At 72.4% G+C, this 20,412-nt stretch carries 19 protein-coding genes; 9 read left to right on the plus strand and 10 right to left on the minus strand.

Annotation, left to right across the window (positions count from 1 at the left end):
- The first annotated feature begins 32 nt into the window (after positions 1 to 32).
- Together QOZ89_RS05020 and QOZ89_RS05025 are read left to right on the plus strand one after the other, a co-directional pair.
- Positions 33 to 224, plus strand: a complete 192-nt coding sequence (locus QOZ89_RS05020) for a hypothetical protein (protein WP_071050318.1) — start codon at positions 33 to 35, stop codon at positions 222 to 224.
- A gap of 82 nt (positions 225 to 306) precedes the next feature.
- Positions 307 to 1,596, plus strand: a complete 1,290-nt coding sequence (locus tag QOZ89_RS05025) for a PQQ-dependent sugar dehydrogenase (RefSeq protein WP_071050319.1) — start codon at positions 307 to 309, stop codon at positions 1,594 to 1,596.
- A 70-nt stretch (positions 1,597 to 1,666) separates the two neighbouring features.
- On the opposite strand, the gene cobA is transcribed toward QOZ89_RS05025, so the two are convergent.
- From cobA to prfB, 3 genes are all read right to left on the minus strand, one after another.
- Positions 1,667 to 2,449 carry a uroporphyrinogen-III C-methyltransferase gene (gene cobA, locus QOZ89_RS05030; RefSeq protein ID WP_241841913.1) on the minus strand — a complete coding sequence of 261 codons (783 nt, stop codon included), beginning with the start codon at positions 2,447 to 2,449 and terminating at the stop codon, positions 1,667 to 1,669.
- Between the two features lie 74 nt (positions 2,450 to 2,523).
- Complete coding sequence (locus QOZ89_RS05035) at positions 2,524 to 2,718, minus strand: hypothetical protein (RefSeq protein ID WP_312623095.1); 195 nt, start codon at positions 2,716 to 2,718, stop codon at positions 2,524 to 2,526.
- A 326-nt stretch (positions 2,719 to 3,044) separates the two neighbouring features.
- A complete protein-coding gene (prfB, locus tag QOZ89_RS05040; RefSeq protein WP_071050322.1) occupies positions 3,045 to 4,148 on the minus strand; it encodes a peptide chain release factor 2 in 1,104 nt (367 codons plus the stop codon).
- 693 nt (positions 4,149 to 4,841) lie between these two features.
- Here prfB and QOZ89_RS05045 point away from each other — a divergent pair.
- Complete coding sequence (locus tag QOZ89_RS05045; RefSeq protein WP_071050323.1) at positions 4,842 to 5,843, plus strand: hypothetical protein; 1,002 nt, start codon at positions 4,842 to 4,844, stop codon at positions 5,841 to 5,843.
- Positions 5,844 to 5,933: 90 nt separating this feature from the next.
- On the opposite strand, the gene QOZ89_RS05050 is transcribed toward QOZ89_RS05045, so the two are convergent.
- Positions 5,934 to 6,332 carry a pilus assembly protein TadG-related protein gene (locus tag QOZ89_RS05050; RefSeq protein ID WP_083419037.1) on the minus strand — a complete coding sequence of 133 codons (399 nt, stop codon included), beginning with the start codon at positions 6,330 to 6,332 and terminating at the stop codon, positions 5,934 to 5,936.
- 458 nt (positions 6,333 to 6,790) lie between these two features.
- Between QOZ89_RS05050 and QOZ89_RS05055 the strand changes: the two genes are divergently transcribed.
- The 5 genes from QOZ89_RS05055 to QOZ89_RS05075 all read left to right on the plus strand — a co-directional run bounded on the left by QOZ89_RS05055 (position 6,791) and on the right by QOZ89_RS05075 (position 12,634).
- On the plus strand, positions 6,791 to 7,822 hold the full coding sequence (locus tag QOZ89_RS05055; RefSeq protein ID WP_312623097.1) for an ICP22 family protein: 1,032 nt from the start codon (positions 6,791 to 6,793) through the stop codon (positions 7,820 to 7,822).
- A 586-nt stretch (positions 7,823 to 8,408) separates the two neighbouring features.
- Complete coding sequence (locus QOZ89_RS05060; protein ID WP_312623098.1) at positions 8,409 to 9,467, plus strand: type III polyketide synthase; 1,059 nt, start codon at positions 8,409 to 8,411, stop codon at positions 9,465 to 9,467.
- Positions 9,464 to 10,684 (plus strand): cytochrome P450, encoded by a 1,221-nt coding sequence (locus tag QOZ89_RS05065; protein WP_071050325.1) that lies wholly within the window; start codon positions 9,464 to 9,466, stop codon positions 10,682 to 10,684. The genes QOZ89_RS05060 and QOZ89_RS05065 overlap by 4 nt, the downstream gene beginning before the upstream one ends.
- 376 nt (positions 10,685 to 11,060) lie before the next feature.
- Positions 11,061 to 11,669 (plus strand): hypothetical protein, encoded by a 609-nt coding sequence (locus tag QOZ89_RS05070; protein ID WP_312623099.1) that lies wholly within the window; start codon positions 11,061 to 11,063, stop codon positions 11,667 to 11,669.
- A gap of 605 nt (positions 11,670 to 12,274) precedes the next feature.
- Entirely contained in the window at positions 12,275 to 12,634 is a 360-nt protein-coding gene (locus tag QOZ89_RS05075; RefSeq protein ID WP_312623100.1) for a toll/interleukin-1 receptor domain-containing protein, read from the plus strand.
- Between the two features lie 43 nt (positions 12,635 to 12,677).
- Here QOZ89_RS05075 and QOZ89_RS05080 read toward each other — a convergent pair whose 3' ends face one another.
- The 6 genes from QOZ89_RS05080 to QOZ89_RS05105 all read right to left on the minus strand — a co-directional run bounded on the left by QOZ89_RS05080 (position 12,678) and on the right by QOZ89_RS05105 (position 17,865).
- Positions 12,678 to 13,121 carry a hypothetical protein gene (locus QOZ89_RS05080; RefSeq protein WP_071050359.1) on the minus strand — a complete coding sequence of 148 codons (444 nt, stop codon included), beginning with the start codon at positions 13,119 to 13,121 and terminating at the stop codon, positions 12,678 to 12,680.
- A 176-nt stretch (positions 13,122 to 13,297) separates the two neighbouring features.
- Positions 13,298 to 13,810, minus strand: a complete 513-nt coding sequence (locus tag QOZ89_RS05085; RefSeq protein WP_397428680.1) for a TadE/TadG family type IV pilus assembly protein — start codon at positions 13,808 to 13,810, stop codon at positions 13,298 to 13,300.
- Complete coding sequence (locus tag QOZ89_RS05090; protein ID WP_491677163.1) at positions 13,797 to 14,039, minus strand: hypothetical protein; 243 nt, start codon at positions 14,037 to 14,039, stop codon at positions 13,797 to 13,799. Before QOZ89_RS05090 ends, QOZ89_RS05085 begins: the two co-directional genes overlap by 14 nt.
- 317 nt (positions 14,040 to 14,356) lie before the next feature.
- Positions 14,357 to 15,328 (minus strand): type II secretion system F family protein, encoded by a 972-nt coding sequence (locus QOZ89_RS05095; RefSeq protein ID WP_071050330.1) that lies wholly within the window; start codon positions 15,326 to 15,328, stop codon positions 14,357 to 14,359.
- Between the two features lie 208 nt (positions 15,329 to 15,536).
- Positions 15,537 to 16,397, minus strand: coding sequence for a type II secretion system F family protein (locus tag QOZ89_RS05100; protein ID WP_071050332.1), 861 nt, complete (start codon positions 16,395 to 16,397; stop codon positions 15,537 to 15,539).
- 64 nt (positions 16,398 to 16,461) lie between these two features.
- Complete coding sequence (locus tag QOZ89_RS05105; RefSeq protein ID WP_241841914.1) at positions 16,462 to 17,865, minus strand: TadA family conjugal transfer-associated ATPase; 1,404 nt, start codon at positions 17,863 to 17,865, stop codon at positions 16,462 to 16,464.
- Between the two features lie 594 nt (positions 17,866 to 18,459).
- On the opposite strand from QOZ89_RS05105, the gene QOZ89_RS05110 reads away from it, so the two are divergent.
- A complete protein-coding gene (locus QOZ89_RS05110) occupies positions 18,460 to 20,403 on the plus strand; it encodes a PAS domain-containing protein (RefSeq protein ID WP_241841915.1) in 1,944 nt (647 codons plus the stop codon).
- The last annotated feature ends 9 nt before the right edge of the window (positions 20,404 to 20,412 follow it).

Below are 20,412 nucleotides of genomic sequence, written 5' to 3' on the forward strand. Positions count from 1 at the left end.
CGCCCCCGCGGACGGGAGAAGGGACGGCGGCAATGTGCTGTGACGACCTGGTCTGCGCGCGGTGCGCGAGCCCCGTGGCCGAAGGCCGCTGCCCGACGTGCCGGGCCGCCCGCGCCGAGCTCCACCACCAGTCCGGCGGGTTCACGCTGTCCCCCCAGCTGCTCGCCGTGCTGCTGCTCATCCTGACCGCGCTGGCGCTGCTCGCCGCGCATCAGGTCCAGTAAGTCGGATACAAGACCCCGCTCGTTGGAATCCTGACGTCGACGACGCCCACCCCCGAGCCCGACCAAGGTGGATCCTGGCACCATGGCACCCGGTCGGGACCGACGGTTCCTGAGGACATCTGGCCAGCCGTGGACATCTCTGGCCGTCGTCGCGGCAGTCCTGACCGCCGCTCTGGTCGCGTGCTCCAGCGACGGGCGCGACGGCGTCGGAGCTGAGACGCCTGGCGGCGCCTCGTCGACGGCCGCGGCACCGGCAAGGCCAGGCGACGCGACCGCCGGCCAGCCGGGTGACGACTCGCGGGCCGACCGGGTGATAGCGACCGGGCTGCGCTCACCGTGGGGGCTGGCGTTCCTCCCGGATGGCGACGCGATCCTCAGCGAACGCGACAGCGGCAAGGTCCTGCTCATGCCGGCCGACGACAGTGGCGGCAAGGGCGGCTACGACACGCCGGTGGAGATCGGCACATTGCCCGGCGTGTACCACGTCGGCGAGAGCGGCCTGCTGGGCCTCGCGGTCTCGCCGGCCTACGCGACCGACCACCTCATCTACGCCTACTTCACGACACGCGCCGACAACCGGATCGTCCGGTTCACCCTGGACGGCACCGACAAGGGCGCGACACCCAGGATCGGCCAGGTCACGCCGATCCTCACCGGCCTCGCCGCCGCCCAGTTCCATGACGGCGGCCGGATCGCCTTCGGCCCGGACGGGATGCTCTACGCCGGCGTCGGGGACGCCACGGACCGTTCGCGCGCACAGAACCCTGCCAGCCTCAACGGAAAGATCCTCCGGATGCGCCCGGACGGATCGGTCCCGCCGGACAACCCGTTCCCCGGCTCGCCGGTGTACAGCCTCGGCCACCGCAACGTGCAGGGACTGGCCTGGGACAGCGCCGGCCGCCTGTGGGCCACCGAGTTCGGCCAGAACACCTGGGATGAGATCAACCTGATCCGGCCGGGCGCGAACTACGGCTGGCCGGTCGTCGAGGGTGTCGACGACACCGACGACGGACGTTTCACCAACCCGGTGGTCACCTGGCCGACAGACGAGTCCTCACCGAGCGGGGCGGCGATCTCCGGCGGCGTCCTCTATGCCGCCGCGCTGCGCGGCGAGCGGATCTGGGCGATCGACCTGCGCCCCGGGCTCGGCCAGGGCACCGCCCCAGCGCCGTCCGCGGCCCGGGGCGACGTGGGCGCGCCCGCGAGCGGGGCGCCGGCGACCGGCGCGCCCGCGGCGCTGCGCCTCGGCGCCTACGGCCGCCTGCGCACGGTCGTCACCGCCCCCGACGGCACCCTCTGGGTCACCACCAGCAACACCGACGGCCGCGGCCAGCCCGCCAAGGACGACGACCGCATCATCTCCCTGCGCTAGCCACGGCCGGTTCTTCCCCGTACACGCACAGCCCCCGGCCCTGGCCGGGTCCTGGCGTCCGTCGGCCGGGTCAGTCCGGGATTCGGTAGGCGCCGATCCCGTCGCGTAGGGTGACGACCTCGCCGATGACGATGACGGCCGGGGATCGCAGGCCCGCGGCGGTCACCGCCGCGGCGATGTCGGCGAGGGTGCCGGTCACGACCTGTTGGCGGGTGGTGGCGCCGGCGTGGATGACGGCGACGGGAGTCGACGCGGGGCGGCCTCGCTTGACCAGCTCTCTGCTGATCTCCGCCAAGGCCCCGACGCCCATGAGGACGACCACCGTTCCCGGCCCGGAGGCGAGAGCGTCCCAGTTGGACGTCGATCCGGGGTGGGAGGGGTCGACGTGCCCGGAGACGACGGCGAGGTCCTGGGTCACGCCGCGATGCGTGACCGGGATGCCGGTAAGCGCCGGCACCGCGACCGCGCTGGTCACACCGGGCACCACCTCGCAGGGCACCCCGGCGGCCGCGCAGGCGAGCGCTTCCTCGCCGCCTCGGCCGAACAGGAACGGATCGCCACCCTTGAGCCGGACGACGCGGAGGCCGCGCAGCGCCCGCTCGACCAGCAGCTCGTTGATCTCGTCCTGGGCAAGATTGTGACCGTGCGGCCCCTTGCCCGCGTCGACGACCTCCACCTCGGGGCGAAGGCCGGCGAGCAGCTCGCGGGGCGCCAGCCGGTCGACGACCACGACGTCCGCCCGGCGCAGGAGGTTCAGGCCCCGGACGGTGATCAGATCCGGGGCGCCCGGCCCGCCGCCGACCAGCGCCACCCAGCCGACGCCCGCGCCGTCTGTCTCCACACTCGGCTTCACCCGTCAGGTCACCTTCCCGCCATTCGGCCGCCGGCGCGGCCACTTTCAGCGTCCACGCCAGGTCCAGACCCGCGCTAGTCAACTGGCGGGGTCGGGGTTCCTGCCGGATCGGCGACAGGGTCCCTGTCGGATCGACGGACGGGGTCCCTGCCGGATCCGCGAAGCTGATCCGGGAGGTTGTGATCCGGGAGGTCAGCGATCTGGGAGGTCGCGGTGGGCTCGGCGGTATCGGCCAGCTCCAGCAGCTCGGCCAGGTCCGAGAACTCCACCGGTGCTCCTGGGGACGGGAGCCTCCGGAGGTGCGAAGGAGGAGCATTTTCGCACCTCCTTTGGCCCTCTAGACCGCCCAGCTCCGCGAACTCGGCGCCAGGTGGGGGATCGGCCGTGTCGGGAAGGTCCGCCGCGTCGCCGAGCCCGGCCAGCAGTTCCAGCAGCCGCACCTGCTCGGCCCGCAGGTCGGCCGCCCGCCGCCCCGGCGGGCGGCGCGCCGCCGACCAGGACCACGACCACGACCCGTGCGGACGCCCGGCGGGCGGACGACGTCGTCCTGGTGAGCCGGGCGGCCGGGTGCGCATCGAGAGTCGGGCGGCGTTCGCTAGTTGGCACTCGACTCGGCCGAGCGCCGCCAGCGCACCTCGGCGTCGATGAACTCGTCTATCTCGCCGTCCAGCACCGCGCCGGTGTTGGACGTCTCCACGTCGGTCCGCAGGTCCTTGACCATCTGGTATGGGTGCAGAACATAGTTACGGATCTGCGAGCCGAACGAAACATCCTGCGGGCCACCGGTCAGCCGCTGTTTCTCGGCCGCTTCCTCGGCCCGGCGCCGTTCCAGCAGTTTTGCCTGCAGAACGACCATCGCGGCCGCCTTGTTCTGCAACTGGCTGCGCTCGTTCTGGCAGGTGACGACGATATTCGTCGGCAGGTGGGTGATGCGCACGGCCGAGTCGGTCGTGTTGACGCCCTGCCCACCAGGGCCGGATGACCGGAAAATATCGATCCGAAGGTCCTTGTCGTCGATGTCGACGTGGTCGGACTGCTCGACGACCGGAGTGATCTCCACCCCGGCGAAGGACGTCTGCCGGCGGTTCTGGTTGTCGAACGGGCTGATGCGAACCAGCCGGTGCACCCCGTGCTCGCTGCGCAGAGTCCCGTACGCGTACGGCGCCTTGATCAGGAAGGTGGCCGACTTGAGCCCGGCCTCCTCAGCCTCGGACGAGTCGTACACCTCGGTGGTGTAGCCGTGCCGCTCGGCCCAGCGCGTGTACATCCGCAGCAGCATCGCCGTCCAGTCGGCGGCGTCGACCCCGCCCGCGCCCGCGGACAGCTGGACGATCGCGTCCCGCTCGTCGAACTCGCCGGACAGCAGGGTGCGGACCTCCAGAGCCGAGATGTCCTTCGACATCGCGGGCAGCTGGTCGGCGGCCTCCGCCATCAGGTCGTCGTCACCGAGGTCGAAGGCGGCGATGAGGTCGTCCAGCCTGCGGCGCAGCCCCTCGACGCGGCTGACGTCACCCCGCACCGACGACAGCCTGCGGGTGACCGCCTGCGCCCGGTCCTGGTCGCTCCAGAGGTCCGGGTCGGCGGCTTCCCGCTCCAGCTCCTCGGCGCGCCGGCGCAACCCCTCGACGTCCAACACAGTCTCGATACCGGTCAGGGTCGCGTCGAGGTTCTTGAGCTCCTCAGCGAAGTCGGCGGCCATGTCCTCAACCTTACCGGCGGCCATGCATCCCTGACGCGGTAGTGATCGCGCGCCGCACGCCGCTCGTCGCCTGCACGGCCGCCAGCTGTGCCCGCCGGCCGTGCGGACCAGCCGCTCCCCAGCCCCGCGCCGGCCTCCCGTGACCGTCGCGATCATCGACTCGCGGGGCGGCGGGATCACACATAGGGACGCCATCCCGCGAAGCGCGCGCCACCGGTGGCCGACGCCGTGGGACGGCATAGCGGACCGCGCGTAAGCCCAGGAGGCGGCGGCCGGCGAACAAGCCTGGCCCGCCCGACCCAGCGCCGTAACATGCAATTGCGCGACGACACTTCCCAGAAACATTGTCGGCGTGTCGCGTAATGCTATTGGGCGAGTGCCCACATCGCTTCTTCAGTCGAGACACAGGCCACACCACTGTCGTGCCGGGAGCGAGCTCGGCCCTTGGATCGAACGCTATCTTGAATCTAAGGTCCCCCGCTACGCCGTGAGGTACTTCAAGATGCGATCACATCGCGGTCTGCCGGCTCTACGGGCTCCCGCGGCGACGGCCGGGGCTCTGTTCCTCCTTCCCTCGTCCGCTGCTGGCGGCCGTCCCGACAACGCCGAGGACCGCGCGACCATGGCGAGGCCGCGCGCGGCCAGAGGCGCACAGCCAACACCGGCCGGAAGCGGATCACGGAGGTCGTCGCCGTGCCGTACGTCGTCGACAGACGTTTCCTGCTACGCGCGTTCGGGGCCTCGGCGGTGGTCGCGGTGAGCTTCGAGCTCCAGCCCAACCTTGAACCGTTGCGCAGCACCACCGACCTGCACCAGGCCTGCTCCGCGGCCCTGAGCCAGGCGATCAGCAGCTATGAGACGTCCGACCTGACCACCACCGCGTCCTCGATGCGCCCGTTGGAGAACACCACCCGCACCATTCCCCGCCAGCGCCGGCTGCGCGGACGGGACGCGCTGGACTGGATGCGGCTGCACGCCGCCGTCACGATGGTGTCCGCGGGGACCGACTACGACCGGGGCATGCACTCCGACGCCGCCGCGCGTTCGGACCGGGCCGCGAGCCTCGCCAGGGCCGCCGGTGACGGCCCGCTCGCGGCGCGGGCGCTCGCCCTGCGGGCCCGGCTGGTGCGCCAGCACAGCCCCGCCGTCTCGCTGCAGATCGCCGGCGCCGCCGCCCGGATCGCCGGGCACAGCCCTGCCCGCGCGATGATCGCCGGCAAGGTCGTCGCCGGGGCCTACGCCGCGGCGGGCGACCTGGCCGGCGTGCGCGACGCGGTCGCCCGTGCCTGGCGCACGATGGAGCACCTCGACGACAACGCCTACGGCCGGCCGGGGTTCGCGATCGAGACCTACTCCCCCGCCGACCTGGCACTCGCCTCGGCCGAGGCGCTGACCACGGTCGGCGCCGCCGAGGACGCCCGGCCATACCTGGAGAAGGCGTACGCGCTCATCAAGGACAGCGGGCAGACCGGCATGATCGTGTCGGTCCTGATGGCGCAGGCCCGAGCGTCGGTCAGCGGTGACCGCCCAGACCACTTCGAAGCCGCGGAGCACGCGGCGGCCGCCGTGGCGCTGGCCGCCGACCGGCCCGCCGAGTGGGTCGCCCGGCTGGTCCGCGACGTCTCCAGCCTCGCCGAGCAGCGCACCGGGCACGCCCTCGACGACCTGGTCGCCGCGACCGCCGCCTGGGTCTGAGCCCCTCCCCCGGCCGACTGGCCGGGGGCGAAACCCGGCGCGCACGAGAGCGGGAGCCCGGCGCATGCCGGCCGCGCCCTGGCGGCGCCGTCAGGGCTGCTGGCGCACGACGGTCTGAGCGTCCGCCGCAGCGTGGACCGTCACCGGGCCGATACCGAGAAAGCCGACGAGAGGCAGGTCGACGACCCGGCTGCCCTGGACCTCGACGGTGTCCCCGTCGACGACCGACCCGGTCAGCACGGTCGCCCCGCTGGGGTCGGCGCGGTCCTGGTAGTCGGCGACGGCGGTCAGCACGTCCGCCAGCGGCAGCCGGTCGAGCTGCCCGGTGGCGGTGTAGACGGCGTTCTCGTCGATCCGTTGCGCCGCGGCCAACGCCGCCCCGTCCGCCGCCGACGCGACCGAACGGCGGGCCAGGTACACCGCCGAGACGTCGGTGACCACGATCGCCAGCATCGACGCGACCATCAGGTAGCCCAGCGTCAGCATCATGATCGACCCGGCGTCGCCCCGCCTGGCTGGGCGGCGCGCTGACGGGCGCACCCGCATCCACGCGGACACAACGGCACGAACCCGTATCACCCGTTCATTGTCACTCACGGCGCCCAGCCAGGGACAGGCCGCCCACCCAACGCGCCACACCCATCACCGGACCCGCGCCACGCCTCCCCACGGCCAACAACCTCGCTACCGGTCAGCAGAGCGCCGGGGCACCTCCCGCATCAAGGGCGCCGCCGGCTCCGGCCCCCACTTCGACAAGATCAGAAATCTCGCTCGGCGGACAACCTCGCCGGTTCCCGTCATTTGGCCACGATGTGGTTCTCTGGACCTGGGATCCAGGGCCCGCCACGCCGTGGACACGGACAGGCGAGCGCACGGGCGGTCAGCCCGGCGGAGCCGCCGCCGGCCCAGACGGCCAAGGCCGCCCTCCGGGCGGGATGGGAGACACCGTGCGCAAGCGCGAGGCCGACACGCTGCTGCGCTTCGTCCGCGTGGCCCGGCCGGTGGCGGCAACGGCCGTCAGCGTGACCACCACCGCCGATGACGACCGGCGCGCCCAGGCGGACCGGATCGTGCGGCACTGGCGCAACGAGCTCGTTCCGCTGGCGGCGCTGCCCGGGATCGGCGGCCGGTTCACGCAGCCGATCCGCGAGGTGCTCGCCGGCACCGTGCAGGGGCTGCTGGTGCTGTCGCTGGCGCAGCTCTGCGACGTCACGGACGAGCGCGAGCAGGTCCGGCTGGTCGCCGTCCTGATGCTGCGTGAGGACCTGCCCGCCGGCTGGATGCCGTCGGCGCCCGACCCGGCCCACGACACCGCCGACGGCGGCGCCACAGCCGGCGCCCGGTACGACGGCGGCAAGGGCGGCCCGGCCGAAGACGGCGGTCCCGGCGACACCGGGGCCGTCACGGGTGCGGGCGTGGGTCTGGGCGCGGCCGTTGGCCCCAAGGCTGAGCTCCTTGAGGACGTGGAGCTCCCCGAGGACGGGGTCGAAAGCCCCGAGGCCGTGGCTGGCGGCCCTGGGGCCGAGAGCTCCAAGACCGAGGTCCCCGGCGACGTGGCCGTTGGCCCCAAGGCCGAGACCCCCGGGGACGCGGCCGAAAACCCCGAGGCTGAGAGCCCCGACGAGGTGGCAGAGGAGTACGCGACCTGGAGGCTGGTGGCTCAGCAGATCCCGGTGGCCGTCTACCGCGCGGCTCGCGAGTTGTGGACCGTGCACCGCCTCGTCGGCCAGCGCGCCGAGGGCCGCCTCTGGCATCGCGCGCTCGGCAGCCTCCCCGCGGTCGGCGTCGTCGGTGCCACCCTCGGCGAGCGCCACGCCCTCGCCGACATCGCCACCGCCGCCTACACCGAGCTCGGCCTCGCGCCCGAGGAGGCCACGGGGCCTTCGGTGGCCTCCCGCGCGGCCACCGCGGCCAAGGGCGTCGCCGCGCGTCTCCCCGCTCTCGGGCGCACGGTCCGGGCTCCTTTCCGCAAGCCGTAGGGACCGGCCGGAGCGCCCAAGGCTCCAGCCCGTTCTCGCTATGCCCTGGTTCGACGCGACCGGCCGGATGTCCGCACCGCGCCGCGTTCGCGCGGCTTGGCCCCGAGCCCACGAGCCCACGAGCCCACGAGCCGTTCATGATCTGGTGGAATCGTCGGAGCCGGGCTCCCAAAATCACACCAGATCATGAAACCGCGCCGACAACTTCCACGGTCAGATCCTGAACGCGGCGGAGCCCGACGTGATCGTCCACCACGGAATCGCCGAGAAGACGGACCAGTCGCCGCCGCCAAACGTCCTGACCGGCCCGCCCAAACGAATTTTTTTCCCGTTCAGGCCACACCTGTGTTCAATGCCGCGAGACGGCGCCTGTTTTCGCTCCCCGGGCAGGAGGCCGCCGTTTTGACGGTCCAGGCCGGGGCAGGCTGTATTGGCCATTGGCCGGCCCGGTCAGGCGAGCAAGCCGATATCCGCCACGGGGTTCCGGGCCGTCGGGCACGGGCCGACCTGGATCGCCGGAGGAGGCGTCCGTCGTATGCCGATTCTCTGCCGTCCGGCCGTTATGGTGCCGGAACATACGATCACGATGGGCGAGACGCTGGACCTGGCGTGTCGGCTGCATGCGGACCATCCGCGACTGGATCTCGTGCTTCAGCTCATCGAGAATACGGGCGTACGCAAGCGCCATCTGGTGCGCCCGCTCGCCCAGACATTGCGCCATCCCGGTGTCGAAGTACGCAACCTCATCTACGAGGAGGAAGCCAGGCGGCGAGTGCCAGAGGTCACGCTCGCCGCGCTGGCCGCGGCCGGCGACCTGCGCGCCCAGGACATCGATGCCATCATCTTCGTCTCCTGCACGGGTTTCCTGATGCCGTCGATGACAGCATGGATGATCAACAACATGGGGTTCCGGAACGACACCAGGCAAATCCCGATCGCCCAGCTCGGCTGCGCCGCGGGTGGCGCCGCGATCAACCGGGCGGCGGACTTCTGTAATGCCTACCCAGGGACCAACGTACTTATCGTCGCCTGCGAGTTCTGTTCACTGCTCTACCAGCCGTCCGACAGCGATGTGGGGTCGCTGCTGTCCAACGGGCTGTTTGGCGACGCGGTAGGCGCCGCCGTCGTTCGCGGACGCGGGGGGCATGGCGTGCGGCTCGAACGCAACGGCTCGTATCTGGTGCCGGACACCGAGCACTGGATCTCCTACTCGGTCAAGGCAACCGGCTTCCATTTCCGGCTCGACAAGCGGGTCCCGACGACGATGGCGATGCTCGCGCCCGCGCTGCGCACGCTCGCGGACAGCCACGGCTGGGATGCCGGCGCCCTCGACTTCTACGTCATCCACGCCGGCGGGCCACGCATTCTGGACGATCTGCGCGACATCCTGGGGGTGGACTCGTCGTTCTTCCGCCACAGCAGGGCGACCCTCACCGAGTACGGCAACATCGCGAGCGCCGTGGTGCTCGACGCGCTACGCCGCATGTTCGAGGACAACTCGCTCGAGCGCGGCGCCACGGGCGTGATCGCCGGATTTGGCCCCGGGATCACGGCCGAAAGCTGCCTCGGTACCTGGGCCGTCCCCGCCGGCCAGGCCCCTGCCCTGATATCCCGTACCACAGCCGCGGAGAGCGAGACGCCATGACGATCGAGACCACGAAAGCGACCGACCGGCGCGTTGTGCACTGCCCGTTCAACCACCCGACCGCGCTGGAGTTCGACCCGTTGTTGCGGCGGCTGCGCGAGGAGGCCCCCATCGCACGCATCACCATGCCCTATGGCGAAGGCTGGGCATGGCTGGTGACGCGCTACGACGACGTCCGCGCTGTCGTCAGCGACCAGCGGTTCAGCCGCGCCGCCGGTATCGGTCGCGATCTGCCCAGGATGACGCCTGAACCAATCGCCCAGACCGAGGCGATCAACCTGATGGATCCCCCGGCGCACACTCGGCTGCGACGGCTGGTCGCCCACGGATTCGCGGCGGCCCAGGTCGAGCGTATGACCCCGAAGATCCACACGATCGTGGACCGGCTCGTCGACGGCATCGCCGCCCACGGGGCCCCCGCCGACTTCACCCAACTGTTCGCCGCACGGCTGCCGATGGCCGCGATCTGCGAGGTCCTCGCGATCCCCGAGGCCGACCGGCCGCGGATCCGGCAACTGGCGGTCGCGCTCATGTCCACCGACGGAGGGGCCCGGTCGACGCGGGACGCGAAGGCCGACCTGCGCACCTACTTCCTCGACCTCGCCGCGAAGCGCCGCGAGCGGCCGGGCGACGATCTGATCAGTACGCTCGCCGCCGCCCGGGACGGCGACGAGCTCCTGGGCCTCACCGAACTGGCGGTCCTGGCCATGGTCCTCACGATCACCGGCCATGACACGAGCACCTACCAGCTCAGCAACATCCTCTACACGCTGCTCACCCACCCCGAGCAGCTCGCGCTGCTGCGATCACGCCCCGCTCTCCTGGAGCCGGCGTTGGAGGAGCTGCTGCGGTTCATCCCGTTCCGCCAGGGCGTTGGCATCGCCCGCGTCGCCACCGAGGACGTCGAACTTGGCGGCGTGACCATTCGCGCGGGCGACGTCGTCCACGTCTCCTACCTCGCCGCCAACCGCGACCCCCGGATGTTCCCGAGCCCGGACGAACTGGACCTCGAACGTCGGCACCCGACACACATGACCTTTGGCCACGGCACCCATTACTGCGCCGGCGCCGCCCTCGCCCGGATGGAGCTACGCATCGCCTTCGAGACCCTGCTGGCCCGCTTCCCGGGCCTGCGCCTGGCGGTACCCGGCGAGGAGGTCCCCTGGCACACCGGCTCCATCTGGCGCTACCCCGAGCGTCTCCCCATCGCCTGGTAGCCCGGGGCGCTTGGGCACAGCAGGAGCCGCGGATCCCGACGGACCTTGTCCACAGGGGAGCGGGACGGAGCACGCGGCTGGCGCCATGAGAGGATCATGCACTCATGGCGTGGGCAGACCGGGCGGGTCGGGCACAGTGAGTAATCCGTTCCCGGCCATGAAGCCGCGCGAGCTGCTGCGGGTGCTCGCCCACTTGGGCTACGTTGAAGAGAAGCCGAAAACTGGCGGCTCGCACCAGTGGCTGACCGCGCCAGGAAGGCCCAGGCTCCTGTGGGCGTTTCATCCGTCAGTCACGTCGATCGGCCCGGTAATAGTGCGGAAGATCTCGTAGGCGACGTCGGCCTGACCCCGAAGGAAGCACTGGAGGCGATCAGACGTGGCTGAGCTTGTCGACCTGATCGTCCGCCGTGACGAAGGCACTTGGGCGGCCTGGTCGCCGCGATGCCCGGGGCTGGCCATCGTCCAGCTCTCTCAGCCCGATCTCGTCCGCGAGGCACGGGGAGCCATCCGCGAATTTCTCCAGCCGGCGGCGGACCTCGCCGCGACGGGGGAACGTGACCGGGATCTTCTGGTCGACCTGCGCGTTCATGTCGAGGGGGAGATCCGGGGCGTCGTCGTCCGAGTGTGCCAGGACGAGCACCTCTGGGAGCGTCAGCACGTCGCCGAGCGGCTCTCCGCCGCGCTCGGTGATCCCGCCCAGGCCACCAATCTCGCCGCCCGGCGCACCACGGCGCTCGGCGACGTGGTATTCGTCTGCGCGATGCCCACGGATACCCTCGACTGGGTCTTCGAGCAGATGCAGCCTGGCGACGCGCTGAGCATGGTCGTCTCGGTCGCGGACAACATGATCTGGGTCAGCACGTTCAGCCACGACGAGTTCCGCCCGGACCGTGCCGATGGCGGTCTGCCAGTCACGACCACGATCGCCGAGATCATGCAGCTCGACAACGCCCCGCTCCACGCACCCCTGCACGTCGCGGCCTAAGCCGCACGCCTTACGCGACGGTCGCGGCGAACGACTCCGCCCTGAGACCCCGCACCATCCGTTCTTGATCTGCCCGGACGGGAACCGCGAAGCCCAGCCAGGACGGGGCCACGACGCCGCTGGAGGGCGCCGTATGGGCACAGCATCCACGCCTGCCGAACCGGCCAGCCAAGCGTGACGAGGTACCCGGGACCGACCGGGAGCCTGAGGGCACCTGGAACTTCGGCGGCGTGGTTGACGACAACGAGCTGTCAGAGCGCGGCCAGGCGGTACGCGCCTACGCCCAAACCTTCCCCCTGGACGCCGGTGTTCTGCGCGCCCTGGACGAGGGCGCAGGCCAGTGACCTCCGGCCCACGGTTCGCCGGTCGGCACCTCGCCCTGTCGACCGCGCTGCACCACATGGGCGCCGCCATCGTCGACCAGCCCGTGGACAACAGCCGAGCCGGGCAGGTATCCGCCCTGTATGCCGCGGTGATCGTGACCGACGGCGTTCCGCCGGCGACGATGATGTCGTCATGGGGGAACTACAGGGTGGGGCGCGTCGAACGGGTTCTGCCGCGGTACTGCTGCTTGTCGGGTTGGTCGCCGCAGCCGCGAGCGTCTGATGGATCAGGCTCCGGAGCCGGCTACCGACGAGCAGGTCGACTTCTTCATCTCCTACGCGCCGCCTGATGAAGAGCACGCGGAGTGGATCGCGTACGAGCTGGAGGAGGCCGGCTACACCACGGTGATCCAGGCGTGGGACTTCGTCGCTGGGTCGCACTTCGTCCACGAGATGCACCGCGCGGCGCGGAACGCCACCTGGACCGTCGCCATCCTGTCCAGCGCCTATCTGGGCTCGGCCTACGCCGAGGCGGAGTGGCAGGCAGCCTGGGTGAACGACCCGCTGGCAGCGGACGGCGGGGCGTTCGCATGCGGACTGACGATCACCACCGGTCCGCATTCAGTCCGCATGACGCTGTGAAACCGCGTGATCCGCCGTGATCCGCTGAACGGCGAAAGTCCAGCTAGGGCTGCGCGTCAGACCGGTCCGCTCGGTACTGGTCGATGACGACGGTGAACGCTCCGTTGAGGGTTACGTCGGCGAGGCCCGAGCCGAGGACGCTGACTCCTGGGAGCGGGGCGATGGTGCGGACACAGACGACGAAGACGGCGCCCGGTTCCAGGGTCTCGGCGCCGTCCCCGGGGTCGGACGCGCCGCAGTCGGCGCCCTGAGGCGCGAACCGGAGCTCGGGGGCGGTGTCGATCCCCTGGTCCTGGAAGGCGAGCTGGGCGGCGAGCTGGGCGCGGGTCAGGCCCTCCTCCTCGTTGTTGGCCGTCGAGTAGGCCCGGCCCGCCTCCCTCGCCGCCTGCGTAACCGCGAACGCCGAGCGCTGCACGGAGAACAGCGCGAGGAAGAAGTAGACGAACGGGATCAGCAGCACAACCGAGAGCCCGACGAACTCGATCATCGCCGAACCGGCGTCCGGCCGTCGCGCTCGCTCATTCCGCCCATCCCGCCCGTTCCGTGCGCGCCGGCCAGCCAGGTCGGACGCCCACCTCCGCCGGAGCACGCGGACGGCCCGGTATGCCCGACGCGGGCGGTGGCCCAGTGCGGCGGGCTCCTGTGCCTCGGCTGGCCGCGTCGTCATGGGGTCTCCTTCACCGCGTGGCCGGTGACGTGCACGGTCACGCCGCCCCCGAACGGGAGCAGGCTGAGGGGGACGCGGACCTCGCAGGTCACCTGGACCAGCGGCACGCCTCCCGGGCCGTCGATCTGGGCGCCCGTGCAGGTCGTGTCGGACCGGCCCGGGATGGAACCGGCGATCAGTCGCTGCGCGTACGGGCCGCCGTCGGTCGGGTCGACGCCGAGGTTCGCGCCGTGCCGCGCACCCTCCGCGGCGTTCGCGGCGAGGGTGTTGCGGACGTGCAGCACCAGGCCGACCTGGATGATCCCCAGAAAGAGGAACAGCAGCAGCGTGCTGACCATGACGAACTCGACGATCGCCGACCCGGCGTCCTGGGCTGACGGGCCTGGTACTCGAGGCCGCTCCGCCCGGTGATCCCCCTCGGCCCCCACCGGCTGGCCGACGCGGACACGGGCGGGAGCCCGGACCGCGGCGGCCAGCCGGCGCGGACGCCGGCACTCAGCCGCCGGCACCGCCACCGCCACCGTCGCCGCCGACGCCGGTGACCTTGTTGATCGCGGACGTGAACATGTCCTGCAGCGCCGGAGTGGCGATGGTGGCGATCGCGACCACCAGCGCGGCGGTCATCACTGTCACCATCACCCAGCCCGGCACGTCGCCGCGGTCCCCGCCCCGGCGGGCCGCGGCCACGTGCCGCCGCTCCCACCACGCGAAGTAGCCGACGACCAAGGCCGTCGCCATCCGTGCCATCTCGTCCTCCCAGTCCGGCTGGCCGGCGACGCGCGACGACGGCGAAGCCTCGCGCGGCCGCGGGCCTGCCTAATCGCAGCAGAACCCCTGGCCCCCTCGACCCCCTCTGACCACTGACCCCCCACCCACGGAGCGACCCCTCAGACGCCCCGCGACCCGGCCGCCGCCTCGCACCGGCGGCGGCCCACGCGCCTCATCGCGCGAGACTCACGGGCGGCACCGCGCCCGGCACCCCGACTGGGCGGCCGGCCGCCCAGAACTTCGCCAAGATCGCCGCCGGGGAGGCGCTCCGGCCTGGTATGAGCGCGTCATTGCGCGAAGAAGGTGAAACTCACGAGCGCCGGATAGAACGCGAAAATCACCGTCGTCGGCAGGACCAGGAAGACGACGGGAACCATCATCGCGATCTCCTTGCGCCCGCCGGCCTCCAGCAGCTGGCGCCGGCCGGCCTCCCGGACGTCGACCGCCTGCGCGCGCAGCACGTCCGCCAGCGGGGTGCCGCGCTCGATCGCGACGGCCATCCCGTCGACGAAACGCGCGAGCGACGTCAGCGTGGTGCGGTTGGCGATCCCCTCCAGGGCCTGCACCAGGGTGGCCCCGGCGCGGGCGTCGGCGAGCGCGAGCCGCAGCTCGTGGCCGAGCTCGCCGTGGGTCAGCCGGGCGACCCGCTCGAGCGCGCCGACCGGCGACTCGCCAGCGGTGACCGCGAGCGCGAGCAGTTCGGCGACCGTCGGGAACTCCATGAGCATCCGGTCCTCGCGCTCCCCGATAGACCGGGTGAGGCGCCACTCCCTGGCGACCACGCCGCCCGCGACACCGGCGACGATCAGCGCGACGCCGACGGCTGGCGGCGGCCCGATCCCGACGGTCGCGCGCAGCACCAGCAGCAGCGCCCCGACGAGGCCGCCGACCACCGCCCAGATCACCTGCTGGGCGCGGAACTCCTCCACCGACGTGCGCCCGCCGGCCTGGGTCAGCCTGCGCGCGAGGCCGGCCCGGCCGCCGAGGAACCGGTCGAGGCGGCGGGCGGCGTCCGTGAGGAACGGCCGAGCGAGCGCCTCGACCGCGGCGAGCGGGGTGGGTGCCGCGCGGCCGGCCCGGCGCCGCTCGCGGACGGTCCGCTCGTCGAGCAGCCGGGAGGGCGCCGGGTTGTCGCGCAGGTAGGGCTCGACCCGATCGGCATAGCGGATCCGGCGTGCCCGCGGCGAGCGGACGACCACGATCACCAGCCCGGTGCCGGCGATCATCCCTAGCAGGGCGCCGGTGGCGGCGAGGCTCATCGCTGGTCCGTCCCCTCGCCCGTCCCCGCGTCCGCCCGTCGCGCCCGCGCGTCGTACCTCCGTCGCGCCGTCCCGTCGGCAGCCGGCCGCGTCCCCGTCCCGGCCACGGCTGCCCGGGCCATGGTTGTCGGGGCCATGGTTGTCGGGGCCATGGTTGTCTGGGCCACGGTTGTCGGGGCCATGGTCATCTGAGTCACCGTCGCCTGAGTCACCGTCGCAGCACCCGCCCCTCCTCCGGCAGCCGGCCGATCCGTTTCATGACCAGGTAGGCGAACACCGAGACGACCCCGCCGCCGACCAGCACCCCGACCCCCGTCGGGCTGTCGTAGGCGGAGACGTTCTGGCCGCGGGTGGCGAGCAGCAGCAGCACCACCCAGGGCGCCGCGAGCGCGAGCCTGGCCGCGTTGACCGTCCATCCCTGCCGGGTCTCCAGCTCGGCGCGGGTGCGGGCGTCCTCGCGCAGGAAGGTGGACAGCGTGCGCAGCAGCCGGCCCAGGTCCGTGCCGCCGACCTCCCTGGCCAGCCGCAGCGACTCGATGATCCGGTCGGCCACCGGATCGGCGAGCTCGTCGGCGAGCTTGTCCAGGCATGTGCTGAACGAGCCGGTCGCCCGGTACTCCTCGCCGAACCGGGTGAACGCCCCGCGCAACGGCGCCGGCCCGCGCTGGCCGACCGCGGCGAGCCCCTCCGGCAGCGACATCCCGGCGCGCACGGCGCTGGCGAGGTTGTCGACGACGTCCGGCCACATCGCGCGCAGGTCGTGCATCCGTGACCGGCGGCGGCGGACCACCAGCGTGCGCGGCAGGAACGCGGCGAACACGAAGAACGCGGCGCCGAGCGAGACGGTGGCCGTGAACGCGAAGACGATGAGGCCGGCGACCACACCGACCGCGACGCTCACGGCGACGAACTGGCCCGGGGAAAGGCCGCGCACCCCCGCCTGGGCGAGCAGCTCGGCGGTGGACCGGTGCCAGCTGGCCTCGGCGTCCGCCTCCCGTCGCCGCTGCCGGCGCGGCCCGACGATCAGGAAGAGCCCGAGGCCGAACAGCAGCCCGACGAAGATTCCCATCAGCCCACCCCCGTGGCTGTCCGCTGGATCCGCTGGCGCGTCTGTGCCCGTGCCCGTGTCTCTGTCATCGGTCGACCGCGATCTCGGGCCAGCCGCCGCGCTCCGGCGGGGCGAGCACGGTGGCGAGGTCATAGCCGGCGCGGGCGAACCGGTCCGGGTGCGGCGGGTAGCCCTCGGCGCGTATCAGCGTGTCGCCGTAGGCGCGGAAGATCTGCGCGACCTCGACGACGTCGCCTTCGGCCCGCCCCGGCAGGGCGACGATCTCGGTGGCGCGCCGCCGCCCATGCACGTCCTTGGCCAGGTGGACGACGATGTCGACGCTGGCGGCGACGGTGGGCACCACGAAGTTGTGGCTGACGTTCTCGCCGGCCAGCAGCGGCAGCGTGCACAGCTTGGTGACCGCCTCGCGCGCCGAGTTCGCGTGCAGGCTGCACATCCCGGGCAGGCCGGAGTTCAGCGCGATCAACAGGTCCAGCGCCTCCTCCTGGCGGACCTCGCCGACCAGCAGCCGGTCGGGGCGCATCCGCAGCGCCTCCTTGATCAGCCGCCGCAGCCGGATCTCCCCGGTGCCCTCCAGGTTCGCCTGCCGGGTCTGCATCGCCACCCAGTCCGGGGAGCGCAGCCGCAGCTCGAAGACCTCCTCGCAGCTGACGACCCGCTCCCTGGCCGGGATCGCGGAGCCCAGGCAGTTGAGCATCGTCGTCTTCCCCGCCTGGGTGCCGCCGGCGACGATGATGTTGAGGCCGGCGACGACGGAGGCCTCCAGGAACGCCGCGGCGGCCGGCGGGAGCGTGCCCATCGCGACCAACTCGTCAAGACTCGACGCCGAGAGGATGAACTTGCGGATGTTGACCGACCAGTGCTGACGGGTCACGTCCGGGATGACGACGTGCAGCCGTGAGCCGTCCGGCAGCATGGCGTCGACGAACGGGGTCGACAGATCCACCCGCCGCCCGGACGACTTGAGCATCCGCTCGACGAGGTCCTGCACCTGGTCGGCGGTGAGGATCGTGTTGGTGAGCTCGCTGCGGCCGTGGCGGGCGATGAACACCCGGCCCGGCTCGTTGATCCAGATCTCCTCGACGGTGGGGTCGTCGAGATGGCGCTGCAGCGGGCCGAAACCGGCGACGGCGTCGTAGACGAGCCGCGCGGTCAGCTCCCGGTCCGTGATGGCCGGCAGGTCGCTGGTGAGGACCCGGTCCTCATAGTCGGTCAGGACGTCGTCGACCAGGCGGCGCACGGCCATCGGCTCGCGTACCGGGTCCAGCGAACGCCGCCGGACCAGCTCCCGGACCTCGGCCTCCACGAGGGAGGTCGCGTCGAGCCAGCCGCCCGGCCCCGGGCCGCCGCCCGCCAGGCCACCGTTCAGCGAGCCACCACGGAGAGGGCCACCACTGAGAGGGCCACCGCTCAGGGGGCCACCGCGCACCGCCGCCACGAGAGTCCGCCGCTCCTCATCCGGGCGCACGTGCCACCACCTCGCGTGAGCGGGCAATCGCTACGAAGGGTAGGAACGGCGCCACATCCCGGCAACCCCGACGAAGGGGGTGCACGGAACCAACATTCGCACAATCCCGGTCGGCCCGTGGTGGCGGGGTATGGTCAGCTTGACGCGTTCCGTGAGAATGCCATCACTTGAGCAGCGGCCGTGATGACGAGACGTGATGTTCATCGACCCCGCGGATCGCGGACCCGCATCATGCGGGTCCTGGCCGCACGACCGGGCAGGTCAGACGGTCCGGGTCGATGACCCAGATCACGGCGATTCCTGGCTGTAGTTCGCGATCCAGGCCGCGCCGCCGCCTCGGGCGCCAGCGGACCGAGGCGGCCGGCGAGTCACCAAAGAAGCCAATCCCGACAAGCCGGCGCCGGCCGGCCCGACCCGTCGCGGGCGACAGGCCACGGCGATGCACCTGACGGAACCTTCACCCGGCGCGCGCTAACCTGATGACGTTTAGCAACCTTCCACGTTCACTCAGTCACGAGCCGTTCGGCGACGGACCTTCCCCCACGTCCACCGCCTTGTCGGACCGCCGTGGCATGCCTCCCGGGGGTGTCAGCTGTGGGCGTTCCCATGCCCGACCAGTCCGACGAGTGGGCCGCTGAGGGCAGCCGCGGCGACGGGGTGCTCGGCGAGGCTGCCCTCAGTGAGGTCCGCGAAGGCACCGACGGCGGGAACGCCACGCCCGACGGGTCCTCGAGCCGCGAGGCTCGCGGCCGCGAGGGCGCGGGCGGCGGCGACGCCGTCGCCGCGGACGAGGAGAACGACGGCGCCGGCAGCGCTGGCAGTGCCGACCGCGCTGGCAGTGCCGACCGCGCTGGCAGTGCCGACCGCGCCGGGACGACCGGGTGGGATCTGTTCCGCCGGATGGCGATGAGCTGCCCGCTGCCGGTCTTCGCCACCGACGCGGTCGGCCGGCACGTCTTCGTCAATCCGAAGTGGAGCGAGCTGACCGGCGTCGAGCCCGACGAGGCCATGGGCTGGGGCTGGGAGCGCGCGATCCATCCGCACGACCTGCTGGCCGTCACCAACCAGTGGGGACGGGCCCGGTCGGGCGGCGACGGGCTGTGGGTCCGGCTGCGGCTGCTGCGCCCCGACGGGCTGCACCGGGCGGCGATCCTGCAGGCGGTACCGACGGACGGCGAGGCGGGCATCCCGCGGTTCATCGGGACACTCACCCCGCTTCCGCCGCTGCCGTCGTCGCTGCCGACGCCCGGCCAGCGCGCCGGCGCGGAATCCGTGCCCCTGCCACCTCCGCTCGAGGCTCCGCCCGGCCCCGCCTCGCTCGCGAGCCCGGACGTCCCGGCTTCGGGTACCGGGCCGGACGGCCAGCGCGGCGGCCGTGCCGAGGGCCGGGCGCAGGACGACGGCCGCCTGGGCGGGGACGACGACCAGGCGGCGATACCGGTCCCCGTGCCGAGGCCACGGACCGGGCAGGAGCCGCCGTCGCCGGCGACGGCGGGCACCGGCACACCGGAATCCGAGTGCCGGGACGACCTGCCCACCCGGGAGAGCGACGGCCTGCCTGCCTGGGACGGCGAGGACGACGGCGACGACGAGGCCGGTTCCACCTGGTGGGACCAGGCAATCAACCTGGCCGGACGAGACGACCCGGAGTCAACGGGCCTGATCGCCGCGCCCGGCGAACGCCGCCCCGGCCGGCCTCGACACGACCACCTCGCCTGGGACGGCAACCGCCGCCGAGCGGCCGCGCCCGACGGCGGGGACAGCTGGCCGGGCATCGCGGAGACCAAGGTCGCGCCGACGCTGGGGGGCGAGTGGCGGGCCGCCATCGCGCTGCATGGCCGTGCCACTGGCGGGCACGACGCCCAGGATCAGGTTCCGGTGGCGGCTCATCAGCACGCCCACGACGGTCGTCATCACGCCCGAGCGCACGCCCAGCCCGGCGGCCAGGGCCACGGCCCGATCGGTGGCGGCGACGGCGGCCAGGGTCACACCGGCGACCACGGCTCCAGACAGGGCGGCGGACGCGGGCCCGGCATGGGTGACGGCGGACGCGGCCGGCCCGACAGGCTGCCGCCGGCGGAGTGCGGATGCCTCTACGGCGAGCTGACCCGTGCGGAGGCGGCCTGCCGCGACCGGGAACGCTGGCTCACAAGCCTGCTCGCCGAACTGCCCGCGGCGGTACTACTCGCCGACGCGCACAGCCAGGTGGTCGGGGTGAACCAGGCCTACTGCGACCTGTTCGACCTGGCTGAGGCGCCGGTCGACCTCGTCGGCACCGACTGCCGCCTCCTGCTGCGTCCGCGCACCGGCCTCGTCGACGACCCGGCCGGCTTCGCCGACCGGCTCGACACGCTGCTGCGGCGGCGGCGCACACTGCGCCGCGAGACGGTGATGTTCTCCGACGGCCGGGTCTTCGAGCGCAGCCACCTGCCCCTGGTCAGTCCTGACGGCTACCGCGGCCACCTCTGGCTGTATGTGGACGTCACCGACCGGCGCATCCTCGACGCCGAGATCGAGGGCCTGATCTCCGAGCTGTAGCCGCGGCTG

The organism is Pseudofrankia coriaricola (assembly GCF_032027725.1).
Lineage (GTDB): Bacteria > Actinomycetota > Actinomycetes > Frankiales > Frankiaceae > Pseudofrankia.

Excerpts from the sequence above, each read along its gene's own strand:
- QOZ89_RS05020 (WP_071050318.1), top strand. The coding sequence starts at position 33 with ATGTGCTGTGACGACCTGGTCTGCGCGCGGTGCGCGAGCCCCGTGGCC.
- QOZ89_RS05025 (WP_071050319.1), top strand. The coding sequence starts at position 307 with ATGGCACCCGGTCGGGACCGACGGTTCCTGAGGACATCTGGCCAGCCG.
- prfB (WP_071050322.1), bottom strand. The coding sequence starts at position 4,148 with ATGGCCGCCGACTTCGCTGAGGAGCTCAAGAACCTCGACGCGACCCTG.
- QOZ89_RS05050 (WP_083419037.1), bottom strand. The coding sequence starts at position 6,332 with ATGATGCTGACGCTGGGCTACCTGATGGTCGCGTCGATGCTGGCGATC.
- QOZ89_RS05060 (WP_312623098.1), top strand. The coding sequence starts at position 8,409 with ATGGGCGAGACGCTGGACCTGGCGTGTCGGCTGCATGCGGACCATCCG.
- QOZ89_RS05065 (WP_071050325.1), top strand. The coding sequence starts at position 9,464 with ATGACGATCGAGACCACGAAAGCGACCGACCGGCGCGTTGTGCACTGC.
- QOZ89_RS05075 (WP_312623100.1), top strand. The coding sequence starts at position 12,275 with ATGGATCAGGCTCCGGAGCCGGCTACCGACGAGCAGGTCGACTTCTTC.
- QOZ89_RS05080 (WP_071050359.1), bottom strand. The coding sequence starts at position 13,121 with ATGATCGAGTTCGTCGGGCTCTCGGTTGTGCTGCTGATCCCGTTCGTC.
- QOZ89_RS05090 (WP_491677163.1), bottom strand. The coding sequence starts at position 14,039 with ATGGCGACGGCCTTGGTCGTCGGCTACTTCGCGTGGTGGGAGCGGCGG.
- QOZ89_RS05095 (WP_071050330.1), bottom strand. The coding sequence starts at position 15,328 with ATGAGCCTCGCCGCCACCGGCGCCCTGCTAGGGATGATCGCCGGCACC.
- QOZ89_RS05100 (WP_071050332.1), bottom strand. The coding sequence starts at position 16,397 with ATGGGAATCTTCGTCGGGCTGCTGTTCGGCCTCGGGCTCTTCCTGATC.